Origin of the sequence: Arenibacter palladensis (genome assembly GCF_900129275.1) — a bacterium.
GTDB lineage: Bacteria > Bacteroidota > Bacteroidia > Flavobacteriales > Flavobacteriaceae > Arenibacter > Arenibacter palladensis.
Genome location: NZ_FQUX01000002.1, coordinates 891,291 through 905,673, shown reverse-complemented (window position 1 = coordinate 905,673; position 14,383 = coordinate 891,291). Strand labels below are relative to the sequence as shown.

10 protein-coding genes are annotated in these 14,383 nt (G+C 39.1%); 7 read left to right on the top strand and 3 right to left on the bottom strand.

The window, feature by feature from the left end; genetic code table 11:
- Positions 1-184 precede the first annotated feature (184 nt).
- The 3 genes from BUA60_RS09910 (at position 185) to BUA60_RS09900 (ending at position 4,753) form a co-directional block, all read left to right on the top strand.
- Positions 185-2,245, top strand: a complete 2,061-nt coding sequence (locus BUA60_RS09910; RefSeq protein WP_072861566.1) for a S9 family peptidase — start codon at positions 185-187, stop codon at positions 2,243-2,245.
- Between the two features lie 83 nt (positions 2,246-2,328).
- A complete protein-coding gene (locus BUA60_RS09905; RefSeq protein WP_072861565.1) occupies positions 2,329-3,369 on the top strand; it encodes a cysteate synthase in 1,041 nt (346 codons plus the stop codon).
- Between the two features lie 124 nt (positions 3,370-3,493).
- A complete protein-coding gene (locus BUA60_RS09900; RefSeq protein WP_072861564.1) occupies positions 3,494-4,753 on the top strand; it encodes a cysteate-C-fatty acyltransferase in 1,260 nt (419 codons plus the stop codon).
- Between the two features lie 94 nt (positions 4,754-4,847).
- Here the strand turns inward: BUA60_RS09900 and BUA60_RS09895 are convergent, their stop codons facing one another.
- Positions 4,848-5,966, bottom strand: coding sequence for a GTP cyclohydrolase (locus BUA60_RS09895; protein ID WP_072861563.1), 1,119 nt, complete (start codon positions 5,964-5,966; stop codon positions 4,848-4,850).
- 68 nt (positions 5,967-6,034) lie between these two features.
- Positions 6,035-7,081 (bottom strand): transporter, encoded by a 1,047-nt coding sequence (locus BUA60_RS09890; RefSeq protein ID WP_245802523.1) that lies wholly within the window; start codon positions 7,079-7,081, stop codon positions 6,035-6,037.
- Between the two features lie 118 nt (positions 7,082-7,199).
- On the opposite strand from BUA60_RS09890, the gene BUA60_RS09885 reads away from it, so the two are divergent.
- Genes BUA60_RS09885 through BUA60_RS09870 form a run of 4 tightly spaced genes read left to right on the top strand, consistent with a single transcriptional unit; the run spans position 7,200 to position 12,658 of the window.
- Positions 7,200-7,463 (top strand): DUF4834 family protein, encoded by a 264-nt coding sequence (locus BUA60_RS09885; protein ID WP_072861561.1) that lies wholly within the window; start codon positions 7,200-7,202, stop codon positions 7,461-7,463.
- A gap of 19 nt (positions 7,464-7,482) precedes the next feature.
- Entirely contained in the window at positions 7,483-9,918 is a 2,436-nt protein-coding gene (locus BUA60_RS09880) for a YfhO family protein (RefSeq protein WP_072861560.1), read from the top strand.
- Positions 9,918-11,198 carry a glycosyltransferase family 4 protein gene (locus BUA60_RS09875; RefSeq protein WP_072861559.1) on the top strand — a complete coding sequence of 427 codons (1,281 nt, stop codon included), beginning with the start codon at positions 9,918-9,920 and terminating at the stop codon, positions 11,196-11,198. The genes BUA60_RS09880 and BUA60_RS09875 overlap by 1 nt, the downstream gene beginning before the upstream one ends.
- Entirely contained in the window at positions 11,189-12,658 is a 1,470-nt protein-coding gene (locus BUA60_RS09870; RefSeq protein ID WP_072861558.1) for an oligosaccharide flippase family protein, read from the top strand. The genes BUA60_RS09875 and BUA60_RS09870 overlap by 10 nt, the downstream gene beginning before the upstream one ends.
- Positions 12,659-12,820: 162 nt before the next feature.
- Here the strand turns inward: BUA60_RS09870 and BUA60_RS09865 are convergent, their stop codons facing one another.
- A complete protein-coding gene (locus BUA60_RS09865) occupies positions 12,821-14,140 on the bottom strand; it encodes a hypothetical protein (RefSeq protein WP_072861557.1) in 1,320 nt (439 codons plus the stop codon).
- Positions 14,141-14,383: the final 243 nt, after the last annotated feature.

The following is a 14,383-nucleotide window of genomic DNA, read 5'->3' as shown; positions in this document are numbered from 1 at the left end:
AAAAGTTCGTTGATCAAAATTACTAAAATGATCGGGATATATTGGAATTAAAGATGACAGTTGTTCATATGGGCACCTTGAGGGTGGCATAATATAATAATGGATAAACAACACATTTAAAGAGGTCGATTGCATTTAAATATTATTTTTGCGCTTTCTTATTTACCTATAATATACCACACTCATGCAGCGGGAATTAAAAGCACCAAGTGCAAAAAAGATTGAGAAGCGATTAATAAAGCACAATGACGTAAGGATAGATGATTACTATTGGCTGAACGAAAGGGAGAATCCGGAAGTCATTGCTTTTTTGGAACAGGAAAATGCATATTACGAGGCAATGACGTCCCATACCCAGGAGCTTAAGGACAGCCTGTTCCTGGAGATGAAGTCTAGGATAAAGGAAGACGATTCTTCGGTTCCCTACAAGTTTAATGGTTATTGGTATGCTACCAGATATGAGGTTGGTAAGGAGTATCCCATTTTTACCAGAAGGTTTGAAAAAGAGGATGCCGAGGAGGAAATAATGTTCAACTGCAACCTTATGGCGGAGGGGTTCGATTATTTTAACCTTGGAGGCTTGTCCGTAAGTCCTAATAACGAACTTGCGGCCTTTGGGGTGGATACTGTTTCCCGCAGGCAATATACCCTACAAATAAAAAATTTGCGTACCCAGGAGATTTATGGGGATAAAATAGAGAATACCACGGGCAGCGCGGTATGGGCCAATGACAATAAAACCTTGTTCTATACCAAGAAAGATCCTGTTACCCTTAGGTCCAATAATATTTACAGACATGTATTGGGAACGCCCGCCGAGGAAGATGAACTGGTTTTTCATGAGGAGGATGAAACCTTTACCACCTTTGTTTACAAAACCAAATCCAAAGAATTTATAGTCATTGGTTCTTCCAGTACGCTGACCACTGAATTTCAAATTTTAAGGGCAGACGACCCTAATGGACAGTTTCATGTGTTTTCTAAGAGAATTAGGGGTATGGAGTACTCCTTGACCCATTATGAAGACAACTTTTATATCCTTACCAATATGGAAGGGGCAACCAATTTTAAATTGATGACTACCCCTGAAGATAAAACCGAATCTGAAAATTGGGTAGACTTTATTCAACACAGGGAAGATGTATTGTTGGAAGATATTGAAATGTTCAATGAATATTATGTTTTGTCCGAGCGGGAGAATGGTTTAAATAAGTTGAAGATTGTGAGATGGGATACCGGGGAAAGCTATTATTTGCCATTTGACAATGAAACCTATACGGCCTATGTGGGTACCAATCCAGATTTTGATACCGAAATTTTAAGATATGGATACAACTCCATGACAACACCCAGTTCCATCATAGATTTCAATATGAGGACCAGGGAGAAGGAAATAAAAAAGGAACAAGAGGTATTGGGAGGGAAGTTCAATAAGGAAAACTATATTTCTCAAAGAATATGGGCACCTGCCAGGGATGGTAAAAAAGTTCCCATCTCATTGGTCTATCACAAAAATACCAAGTTGGACGGCTCCAGTCCGTTATTGCAATATGCCTATGGTTCCTATGGGCATACTATAGACCCCTATTTTTCCACCGTACGCTTAAGTCTTTTGGACAGAGGTTTTGTTTATGCCATAGCACATGTTAGGGGCGGGGAATATCTAGGCCGTAAATGGTACGAGGAGGGAAGATTGCTGAATAAGATGCATACGTTTACCGATTTTATTGATTGTTCCAAATTTCTGATTGAAAAAAAATATACCAGTCCGGAACATCTCTATGCGTCTGGCGGTTCTGCAGGTGGACTTTTAATGGGGGCCATTGTAAATCTGTGCCCGGAAATATATCACGGGGTAATTGCAGCTGTTCCTTTTGTAGATGTGCTTACGACCATGCTGGACGATACCATTCCATTAACGACAGGGGAATATGATGAATGGGGCAACCCAAACGAAAAGGAATACTATGACTATATGAAATCCTATTCGCCCTATGACAATGTAACGAGACAACTGCAGCCAAATATGCTCGTTATTACAGGGTTTCACGATTCCCAGGTGCAATATTTTGAACCTGCCAAGTGGGTAGCGAAACTTAGGGCGCATAAAATGGACAAAAATTTATTGTTGTTCAATATTAATATGGATGCAGGTCATGGCGGTGCTTCGGGCCGATTTGAATCCCTAAAGGAGGTGGCAAAAGAATATGCATTTTTGTTAGATTTGGAGCATAAAATTCGATAATCAAAAAAAAAGACTAATTTTGTCCTATCAGTATTGACATAAATTAAATAGATGTCGATAAGTTCTAAACCTAGAAACTGTTTATGGAACATAAGATAAACGCTTATAACAACCTCCTAGAACTTGTAGGAAACACCCCATTAATCAAACTAAATAAAATAGCTGCCAACTTAGAAGGTAATTTTTACGCTAAGGTGGAAGGTTTTAATCCAGGACATTCTTCAAAAGATCGTATTGCCCTTTATATAATTGAAGAGGCGGAGCGTAGGGGAATATTAAAGAAGGGGAGTACCATTATAGAAACCACTTCGGGGAATACGGGTTTTAGCATTGCCATGATCAGTATCATTAAAGGTTACGAATGCATCTTGGCGGTAAGTTCAAAATCTTCCAAGGATAAAATAGACATGCTGAGGTCTATGGGGGCAAAAGTATATGTATGCCCTGCACACGTTAGCGCAGATGATCCAAGGTCTTATTACGAAGTAGCCAAAAGATTGCACGAGGAAACCGAGGGATCCATATATATCAATCAATATTTTAATGATTTAAATTCTGAGGCCCATTATAAAAGTACGGGACCAGAAATTTGGAATCAGACTAACGGGCATATAACACATTTAATTGCCTGTAGTGGTACAGGAGGTACCATTTCCGGTACCGCAAAATATCTAAAGGAGCAAAATCCCAATATCCGCGTAATAGGTGTGGATGCCTATGGTTCCGTTCTTAAGAAATACCATGAGACCGGTGAATTGGACACCAAGGAAATATATCCATACCGTATTGAAGGTTTAGGTAAAAACTTGATTCCTACAGCCACCAACTTTAAGGTAATTGACGAATTTATCAAGGTTACCGATGAAGAAAGTGCCCATACGGCCAGGGAGATTTCCAGGACCGAAGGACTCTTTGTTGGATATACCAGTGGTGCGGTAATGCAGGCCGTAAGGCAATTGGAGGAAATGGGCGAGTTTAATGAAAATAGCAATGTAGTGGTTATTTTTCCAGACCATGGTTCTAGGTATATGAGTAAGATATACAGTGACCAGTGGATGGCCGACCAAGGATTCTTTGATAGTAAGAATGTTGAAGAACCACAAAAAATAGAATTTGTAAAGTAAGTGTTATGCAAAATTTATAATATAAAAAGCAACGGTTCATAAGTCGTTGCTTTTTATGTATTAAATAAGTTGCATATGCATATTAAAAATATATACTTTTGCAGTAATAATCAATGTAGGCTAGATGAGAGATTTATTTGACAGAATTATCGAGAATAAAGGTCCTTTAGGAAAATGGGCTTCCCAAGCGGAAGGATATTTTGTATTTCCAAAATTAGAAGGTCCTATATCCAATAGGATGAAGTTTCAAGGAAAGGAAGTAATTACTTGGAGCATAAATGATTACTTGGGGCTGGCCAATTTACCGGAAGTGAAGAAGGTAGATGGCGAGGCAGCATTGGAGTACGGTGCCGCATTTCCTATGGGAGCAAGGATGATGAGTGGGCATACCGAATTCCACGAGCAATTGGAGCAGGAATTGGCTGCCTTTGTTAAGAAAGAATCTGCCTATTTGTTGAACTTTGGATACCAGGGAATGGTTTCTGCCATTGATGCGTTGGTTTCCAAGGATGATATTATAGTTTACGATGTGGATTCTCATGCCTGTATTATTGATGGTGTGCGTTTGCACATGGGTAAGCGTTTTACCTTTAAGCACAATGACATAGAAAGTCTTGAGAAAAACCTTGATAGGGCCGTTAAAATGGCCGAGCAGACCGGAGGAGGCATTTTGGTGATATCCGAAGGTGTTTTTGGTATGCGAGGAGAACAGGGCAAGCTTAAGGAAATTGTTGCGCTTAAGAAAAAATACAAATTTAGATTGTTCGTTGATGATGCACACGGTTTTGGAACCTTGGGTAAAACTGGGGCTGGAGCAGGCGAGGAGCAGGGAGTTCAAGATGATATCGATGTTTATTTTGCAACTTTTGCCAAATCTATGGCAGGAATCGGAGCCTTTTTGGCAGCGGATAAAGAGATTATAGAATACCTTAAATACAACCTTAGATCGCAAATGTTTGCTAAATCATTGCCAATGATTTATGTAAAAGGAGCGCTGAAGAGGTTGGATATGCTTAGAACCCAGCCAGAATTAAAGGCAAAACTTTGGGAGAATGTAAATGCCTTGCAGAACGGACTTAAAGAAAGAGGTTTTGATATAGGTACTACCACTAGCTGTGTAACACCGGTCTATCTTAACGGTAGTATTCCCGAGGCCATGGCATTGGTAAAGGATCTACGGGAGAATTTTGGAATTTTCTGTTCCATTGTGGTGTATCCTGTAATCCCCAAAGGTTTGATTCTTTTGAGAATGATTCCTACGGCTACACATACCTTACAGGATGTATCCGAAACTTTGGAGGCCTTCTCCGTAATACGGGAGCGATTACAGAACGGAACTTACAAAAGGTTGTCTGCGGCAGTGGCGGCAGCAATGGGAGAATAATTCTTTTTCAACTTATAAAAACAAAGGCCAACTTATTATTAAGTTGGCCTTTGTTTATTTTGGATGGCATAGAAACTTTGTTCCTTAGGACCGCTTAAAGTTCCTTTTTGTAGGTTCTTCTTCTCTTATATATTTTTGGGTCGAAATGTTTCCACAACTGGCGAATGGCCACATTTTCCTCCAATTCCGGAGTCCTAACACATTTTTCTATACCCTTGGCCTTAAAAGTCTTGTAATATTCATTGAACATAACGGCGGTAACGCCTTTATTTTGATATTCGGGAAGTACCCCTATCAAATAAAATATAACCTCTTTGCTGTTCTTTTTGGCGCTGAGCAAATGAAACAGGCCGAAAGGAAGCAATTTCCCATTCGCTTTTTGCAATGCCTTGGAAAACGAAGGCATCACAATGCCGAACGCTATCAATTTATCATCCTTATCCAATATAAATTTGATATACTCGGGATTGATAAAACTGATATATTTTTTCTTGAAGTAATTCTTTTGGATATCTGTAATGCGTACAAAGGAAGAAAGTGAGGAATAGGTCTCGTTAAAAAGGTCGAACATCTGATCTACCCAAGGCATTACATCCTTGGTTTTAGTAAAGTTTAATTCCTTTACGCCATATCTTTTTCGGACCAGTTCGTTTGCCTTTTGAAAGAATTTGGGCTCCGCATTGCTAAATGGGAATTTATTTTCCATGTACTCCTTTTCCTTTACAAACCCAAAGCGTTCAAAATGATTTACATAGTAAGGATGGTTGTACCAAGTAATCATGGTGCCTATCTCATCAAACCCTTCGGTCAGTACGCCTACCTTGTCCAGATTGGAAAAACCTACAGGCCCTTCCATATAGGACAACTTATGTTCCTTTCCTATTTCTGCCACCTTGTTGAACAGCGCTTCGGAAACTTCATAGTCATCCACAAAATCGAACCAACCAAAACGCATCTTTCTTACCTGCTGCTGGTCCACTTCCAATCTATTGATAATGGCTACGACCCTACCTACAATTTTATTGTCCCTGTATGCCAAATAAAACCAGGCATCGGCATCCTTAAAAACAGGATTTTTACTTTTGTCAAAAGACTCTAGTTCATCATTTATAATAGGAGGGACCCAATAGGGGGAACCCTTGTAAAGTGAAAATGGAAATTTTACGAAATCTTTAAGTTCCGATTTTGTTTTTGCTTCTTTTAGAGTAACCATACCATTGTTCTTGTATGGCTCAATATTAGCAATATTAATCTATAGGAAAAAGGACAAAAGTTATTTTGTTAGAAATCAATTTCAGAATCGTCCCTATTCCTTTCTTTTTTCTTTAGTTTCCGAAGTTGTTTTTTGGTAGGTCCCAAATCGATATCCTCTGCGCCAGAACCTTTGTTTTTCCCTTTTTTCTTTTTCTTCATGGCGTTCTTGTTGATAGGCCCACCATTTTCTCCAGCCTTTTGATCTTCAATGGCCTTTACCTTGTCCCTGTGCATGTCTATCCTATAGGAGAATCCCATTGTGGCAAAGATCCTACTTGGCGTATTCTTAAAACTTGCGCCCAAATTCATGTCCACCTGCATATTCTCACCTAACAAATGGGCCACACCTCCCCTTAGGAGTACATCTGCGTACCGGTCACTTTTAATTCCTTGGTTTTCTACAAAAACACTCCATTTTGGATCTCTAAAGGCGTGCGATAAGGATACTGTATAGTTCCATTCCGGGAAATCTGTTCCCAATCTATCATAGGCAATATTGGAAATAAGTACGAATCTGGGGGTAAGCCTACTTTGTGTTGCAAGCATTACCCTGGGCGAAACCGTGGGATCACCTCGGTAAAAAGGATTGTCTCCCAATACAAAATTGGCACCAGCGTAGACCGATACGGCCGGAATTAGATTTTTTAGCTTAAAACCATAATTGGCCTTCCAGCTGTAAAGATTGGGTTTATTATTTTCGGGATTCTTGAAGGGATCGTAAATTAAAAATTTTAGACCTATTCTATTTCTGGAAAAATCGGTGTTCTCAATTTCTACCCCTGTGTTGGTATATGTTTTATTTTGATGGTCAAAAGTACCTTCATAATTCAATTCCAAGGTTTCGAAAAGTAGTCCGTAACGCAAAGACAGATCGGCTCCAAGAATATTAGATTCCGTGGCCAACCTTGTATGGTCCTGTTGTTCATAACCTACGCCAAATTCGGCCTGCAAAACATTGGTGCCAATGGCATAAGCACTTACGGATAGGCCAGGTCTGTTGGAGTTGATAACATCTGTGTATTGTGAAAATGAGACCAATGGAATGGTGAAAATTCCAAATATTAGTATTTTCATAAGGCGTTTCTTGGAAACATTATACTCCATAGGTACTATTTTATTATTATTTTAAGACTTTTGCACTATTAATACAACGTTAGAATTGTACTTTTGATATAAAATTTGTCAACTTATTATGGGTTTTTTAAAAACGATACTAATTGTACTCTTAGTATACTATTTGCTTAAAATTCTGGCCAAATGGTTTGCTCCTAAATTGTTTAGGTATGCGGCAAAGAAGACCGAGGAACATTTTAAGGAAAGGTTTGAAGGTTTTGCAGCTCAGCAACCTCAAGATGAGGAACAAATTGGCGACGTTATAATTGATAAAAAAACGACCAAGAAAAAGAACAGCTCAAAAAATGTTGGAGAATACATAGATTTTGAGGAAATTGAATAACCTTTTACCATAACCAAACATGAGAAACGGTCTAAGAGCCTTTTTTATCCATTTTTTTGTAACCGTATTTTTTATAATTGTAGCGCTGGCCTATTTCCATCCCGTACTTCAGGGGAAGGTAATAGAGCAATCCGATATTGTCCAATTTACCGGAATGGCCAAGGAACAGAACGATTTTCGAAAGAAAACAGGGGAGGAGCCGTACTGGACCAATAGTGCCTTTGGTGGAATGCCCACCTATCAATTGGGAGCCTATTACCCCCATGATTACGTAAAAAAGTTGGATCGGATTATCCGGTTTTTACCTAGGCCCGCAGATTACCTTTTTATATACCTTATCGGTTTTTATATTTTGTTATGTTGTCTCAAGGTAGATTACAAATTGGCGGTGTTGGGAGCATTGGCCTTTGGTTTCTCTACGTATATGATCATTATATTGGGGGTAGGGCACAATGCAAAGGCTCATGCCATTGGCTATATGCCCATGCTTTTGGGGGGCATAATTTTGGTATTCAGGAAGAAATACCTTTGGGGGTTCCTCCTAACGGCCATATCTATGGCCTTGGAAGTGGGTGCCAACCATTACCAGATGACCTACTATTTTATGTTGTTGGTACTTATTCTCGGGGCAGTATATCTCGTGGACGCCATAAAGAAAAAGAAATTGAAACATTTTGGTGTTTCGGTCGGTATACTAGTTTTGGCGGTGTTGTTGGGAATCGCTGCAAATGCCACTAGTCTATTGGCTACTAAGGAATATGCGGATTGGAGTACGAGGGGTAAATCGGACCTCACCATAACCGCTAATGGAGAGCCCAAAGAAAGCGGTTCAGGTCTGGACCGCGAGTATATTACGCAATTTAGTTACGGCATTGTAGAATCCTTGAATTTGTTTGTCCCGAGGCTTTTCGGGGGTTCTGGGGGTGAGGATCTGGGAGCCGATTCCAAAACCTATACTTTTTTAACGGAGAACGGAATATCCAGGACCAAGGCATTGGATTTTACCAGTTCATTGCCACTTTATTGGGGAGACCAGCCTATTGTTGCTGCTCCTGCCTATATTGGGGCCGTAGTGTTCTTTCTCTTTGTCTTGGGGCTATTTTTGGTCAAGGGCAAAGTAAAATGGTGGCTTCTGGGAGGTACTATAATGGCACTACTTCTGTCATGGGGCAAAAATTTTGGTCTCCTGACAGATGTAATGATCGACTATTTTCCGCTTTATAATAAATTTAGGGCGGTGTCATCCATTCAGGTCATTCTAGAACTCTGTGTTCCTGTTTTGGCCATCCTCGCTTTGGTACAACTTTTTGATCCCAAAGAGAATACTTCCAAAAAACTAAAGGACTTAAAATTAACGCTATTCATTACTTTGGGGATTGGAGTACTTCTTTTTCTGGTCAAGGGAATGTTTAGTTTTACCGGACAGAGTGATGAAACCTACCGGCAGTATTATGGCGATGACATTGTCTCCTTAATTGTCGCCGATAGGAAGGCCGTTTACAATTCGGACATTTTTAGGTCACTGATCTATGTTGCCTTGGCTGCCCTTGTTGTTTGGTTCTATTTAAAGAATAAATTAAAGCAGAATTTGGTGATTGTGCTGTTGGGAGTGCTGGTAGTCTTCGATTTGGTAGGGGTTGCTAAGCGCTACGTAAATGAGGACGATTTTGTTGCGCAACGAAGAATGCTGGAACCTTTTCAGGAAACTGAAATGGACAGGCAGATTGCCAAGGACACCTCCGTTTTTCGGGTGTACGACCCTTCTGAGATCGGTGGGGGAGGCCGTACCGCCTATTTTCACCAATCTATATGGGGCTACCACGCTGCTAAACCGGCAGGAATCCAGGAGCTGTTCGATTTTCATATTTCCAAGAACAACGTTCGGGTTTTAAGTATGCTCAATGTAAAATATGTGGTACAGCAAGACGAAGAGGGTAGAAATTATCCAGCCCTGAATCCCGATGCCAATGGTAACGCCTGGTTTATTAATGAATTGGTACCGGTCTATAATGCCAATGATGAAATTATGGCCTTGAAGACTCTGGATGTAAAGGGTAAAGCAGTTTTTGACAAATCAAAATTTGCAGATATAAAGGAGCTCAATTATAAGACAGACTCTACGGCAAGTATAAAGCTTACGCAATATAAACCCAATCATTTAACCTATAGTTCCAATAATGCCCATCCTGGAATTGCCGTATTTTCCGAAATGTACTATCCACATGGTTGGAATGCCTATATAGATGGTAACTTAAAGGAACATTTTAAGGTGAATTATGTTTTAAGGGCTTTGGAGGTACCGGCAGGAAATCATAAAATTGAGTTTAAGTTTGAGCCAAGCCTTATCAAGGTTGGAGGCAATATAACTATGGCAAGTTCCATAATCTTGCTCTTGGTATTCCTTTTTGGAATTGGCCATGCCTTTTGGAGCTCTAGGAAAAAACCAACGGCTTAATGCAGAAGGTACTCATCATTACGTATTATTGGCCTCCGGCAGGTGGACCTGGAGTACAGCGATGGTTGAAATTTGTAAAGTACCTTAGGGATTATGAAATAGAACCAATTGTATATATTCCGGAAAATCCCAATTATCCTATCATAGACGAGTCCTTATTGGATGAAGTTCCGGCAGGAATAAAAATATATAAAAAGCCCATATATGAGCCCTATGGCTTTGCCCGATTATTTTCTAAAAAGAAGACCAAAAAGATAAGTTCTGGAATAATCAATTCCAAAAATCAATCTGTTATAGAAAGGGTGATGTTATGGATTCGTGGCAATTTGTTTATTCCAGATGCCAGAAAATTTTGGATAAAGCCTTCCGTTAGTTTTTTGGTGGATGTCATTAAAAAGGAAAACATAGGAACCGTAATAACTACGGGACCCCCGCATAGTCTTCATCTTATTGGTCTTGAACTAAAAAAACGCACCAAAATTAGGTGGATAACGGACTTTAGGGATCCATGGACTTCGATCGGCTATCATAAGAAATTGAAGCTGAGCAAGGCTTCCCAAACAAAGCACAAACATCTGGAGAAATTAGTGCTTAATGAAGCCGATAAAATTATAGTTACCAGTAAGACTACAAAACAGGAGTTTTCCCAAATAACCCAAAAACCAATTATGGTTATTACCAATGGGTATGATACAACCCTGGGCAATTCTGTGGCTTTGGACGTTGATTTTACCATTTCACATATTGGATCCCTGTTAACGGGAAGAAATCCTATTAATCTTTGGAAAGCTTTATCGGAATTAATTCAGGAATACCCTGATTTTAAAAAACGCTTCAAATTGCAATTGGCTGGCGTTATTAGTTCGGACGTTTTGGAAAGTATCTATTTTTATGGTCTTCAATCCTATACCAAATTATTGGGCTATATTTCGCACGATGAGGCAATCCAGTATCAACGAAAGTCGCAATTACTGTTGTTGATAGAAATAGATTCTGAAGAGACCCAGGGTATTATTCCGGGAAAGGTATTTGAGTATATGGCCTCAAAAAGACCTATCTTGGGCGTTGGCCCATCCAATTGGGAGGTAGGGGATCTTATTGCCGAATCCAATACTGGTAAGACCTATACCTATCCACAGTTGGGTGAGTTGAAAAGTACGCTGCTGCAATGGTTTCAAGAATATAAAAAAGATGAATTGGTTTTGCCTTTGGCAGAGGTTGAACAATATCACAGAAGGGAATTAACGGCAAAGTTGTCCAAGTTTTTAGCATGGGAATAGTCTTAAAACAATCTTTGAACAATACTTTGATTACTTATGGTGGCTTTGCCATAGGGGCTTTAAACCTGCTTTTTCTGTATACGCGGTTTTTATCGGACGAATATTTTGGCCTCGTCAATGTAATACTGTCCGCATCGTCCGTTTTAATGCCGATATTGGCATTTGGGATTCCAAATACCATGATCAAATATTATTCAGGTTTCCAGGATCTTAATGGGAAGGATGGTTTTTTGACCCTAATGGTCTTCTTGCCGCTCCTACTTATTGTACCTATTGGGGCCATTTCCTATCTGGCCAATGAGACCATTGGTGATTTCCTGTCCAAGGAGAACCCTATAGTGAAAGGGTATGTATGGCATATTTTTATTATTGGTGTGGCCATGGCCTATTTTGAGGTGTTTTACGCTTGGGCAAAGGTTCAGATGAAGTCGGTCTTTGGAAACTTTATGAAGGAGGTATTCAGCAGATTAGTGATTACATTTTTGCTTTTGTTGGTTTATTGGGACCTAATTTCGGTATTGACATTTCTCAATGCCATGGTAGGGATGTACATCCTTAGGACACTTATAATGCAGGCCTATGCCTTAAAATCGCTTCGATTAAAGTTGGATTTTAGTTTTCCTGCAAACACCCGGGAAATTATTAATTATAGTACCCTAATTATTTTGGGTGGATCAGCGGCAATAGTTTTGTTGGAGGTAGACAAGGTAATGATCAATCAATTTATAGAAATCAAAAATGTAGCCTATTACAGTGTTGCCGGATATATAGCAACCGTCATAGCCGTTCCGTCCAGGTCAATGCACAACATTACCTACCCCTTAACTGCGGAAATACTTCATAAAAAGGATGTCAAGGCTCTAAAAACATTATATCAAAAGAGCTCTCTAACATTGTTTATAGTATCTGGGCTCATATTTATTTTGATTATTTTAAATCTGAACGACCTATACAATTTGTTGCCCGAATCCTATCGTGGCGGATATGTAATTGTTTTCATCATTGGGTTTGCCAGAGTGTATGATGCCCTTTTGGGCAATAACAATGCTATAATGTACAATTCGGATTTTTATAGGGCATTGCTACTTATGGGTGTTGCCCTGGCCATTCTAACCATTTTATTGAACCTATGGCTGATTCCAAAATATGGCTTGGATGGTGCGGCCATTGCCAGTTTTATGGCTTTTTTTATTTACAATTCTATAAAATTGGGGTTCGTTAAACTGAAATTTGGTATTCAACCCATAACAAAAGAGACCTTTAAGGTTGTATTTCTTCTATTGGCATTATCGGCCATTTTTTACTTTGTTTCTTTTCCTTTCCACCCTGTGTTTAACATCGGCCTAAAAAGTATCCTGATTATGCTTTGTTATATTTTTGTTTTATATCGCTTCAAAATATCAGCAGATGTATCTGGGGCCATCTCATTTTATTTGGGAAAGTTGGGATTTAAAAAATAGAACAATGTAAATTGCCCCTGATCAGATTAAATGGGTTTTGGAAGCTAACTGCTTTTAGATTTTGTAGAATGAGTTTGATTACAGTAATCTTTACAGAAAGTAAAACCCCGCAGGAACGAATTCACTACGGGGCTAAACAACTAACCAACCTAAAAACTATTTTTAATTACTTCTAGAACTTCTTCCTCTTGTGGAAGTCGTTGAAATTTTTCTTGCACTACTGCCGTTGGATGACCTTGCCACCGACCTTTTCACAGTGCTTTTCGACTGTACATTTGGTCGTTTTACAGTACTATTCCTTACAGTTGAACCGCTATTGCTTCTACTTGAAGAACTTCTGCTTATCGAAGTATTTCTTGGGCTTCTGTTCACTTCCTTTTTTACCGTTGTCCTAGTATTTCCGGAAGGTCTGGATACAACTGCTTTACTCCTTGTTACAGAACTTCCATTGCCATTACTACTCCTTGTAGTTGTTGTTCTACTTACGGTTCTTTGAACGTCGCCCTTATTATTTGGGCGGATCGAAGAACTTCTGGAAACTGATTTGTCATTTCTAGAACTTGGAGAACTGCTTCTTACTGTATTACTTCTCTTTACCGTGCCTTTTCCATTGCTTCGTTGAGTGGTGGATCTTGAAATAGTATTGTTCCTGCCACTAACATTGTTGGTTCTGGATGTTGTACTTCTTGAAACAGAATTGTTATTTCTATAACCATCGTTTCTACTTGCTACGGACCTGTTGGATCGTAGGTTATTGTTATTTCTGTAGCCATTATCCCTAACGGCAACTCTTTTGTCGTTTCTATAAATGGTACTTCTCTTATGATGATGGCCTTTATTGTATTTGTAATGGTGGCCTATTCTAGCATATGCTTTTCTGTAGTTGTGATGATATGGCCTGTAATAGGTATATCTTACCGGTTCGTAATATCTTCTATAAGGACTACCGAATACTAGACTAAAGCCTATGGCAGGTCTTACAAAATAGCTGTGGAAAGGGCTGTAAATATAATGTCTGTTGTAGATATTGATAAATCCCCTGTGGTGACTGTAAATTCCACGATTGTTGTAATACACATAAAGTCCGCCAACCCGTGAAACCCTACCACTGTTGTAATTGATATCTACATCCCCAATTTGGGTAACCCTACCGTAGTAATCATAGTATATGGGGACATTCTCAATTTGTATAACCGCACCGTAATCGTCGTATTGTACATAAGGGTTATAGTCGTAACCCGAATTAAAGGTAATATTGGTATGGCCAAAATTAACATTGGCATTTACACCACTTCCATTATCTATGTAGAAATCGAACTCCCCATCAGGATAAACTGAAAATGTGATGCCATTTTCTACGAAAATAAATGAGTTATTATTTCTATAAGTATTGCTTGTGGCAACCTTATCTTCCACTGAAGCTGCCTTGGAACCTGAAGTACCTAATATAAGCGCTGTAAAAAGGAGTATTAAATTTCTCATGATATAAGGTTTTAATTTTGAATGCAACTATTTACATTCAATTTGTATATACCAAACAGCATGCCAAAAATTTTAATTTTAATTCAATGTATTGATTATCAGTAATTTATATTTTTTTTGTTATAGAGCTTTGTGCAAGAATTAGGTTTTGGGAAAAAGAAACTGTTGACTAAAAAGCATCAGCCTATAGCCAAAAGCCATTGGCCATTAGTGACCGGTCAAAAGCTGAAAACCATGGGCTAC

Coding starts and splice junctions, on each gene's coding strand:
- BUA60_RS09910 (WP_072861566.1), top strand. CDS start 185: ATGCAGCGGGAATTAAAAGCACCAAGTGCAAAAAAGATTGAGAAGCGA.
- BUA60_RS09905 (WP_072861565.1), top strand. CDS start 2,329: ATGGAACATAAGATAAACGCTTATAACAACCTCCTAGAACTTGTAGGA.
- BUA60_RS09900 (WP_072861564.1), top strand. CDS start 3,494: ATGAGAGATTTATTTGACAGAATTATCGAGAATAAAGGTCCTTTAGGA.
- BUA60_RS09895 (WP_072861563.1), bottom strand. CDS start 5,966: ATGGTTACTCTAAAAGAAGCAAAAACAAAATCGGAACTTAAAGATTTC.
- BUA60_RS09890 (WP_245802523.1), bottom strand. CDS start 7,081: ATGAAAATACTAATATTTGGAATTTTCACCATTCCATTGGTCTCATTT.
- BUA60_RS09885 (WP_072861561.1), top strand. CDS start 7,200: ATGGGTTTTTTAAAAACGATACTAATTGTACTCTTAGTATACTATTTG.
- BUA60_RS09880 (WP_072861560.1), top strand. CDS start 7,483: ATGAGAAACGGTCTAAGAGCCTTTTTTATCCATTTTTTTGTAACCGTA.
- BUA60_RS09875 (WP_072861559.1), top strand. CDS start 9,918: ATGCAGAAGGTACTCATCATTACGTATTATTGGCCTCCGGCAGGTGGA.
- BUA60_RS09870 (WP_072861558.1), top strand. CDS start 11,189: ATGGGAATAGTCTTAAAACAATCTTTGAACAATACTTTGATTACTTAT.
- BUA60_RS09865 (WP_072861557.1), bottom strand. CDS start 14,140: ATGAGAAATTTAATACTCCTTTTTACAGCGCTTATATTAGGTACTTCA.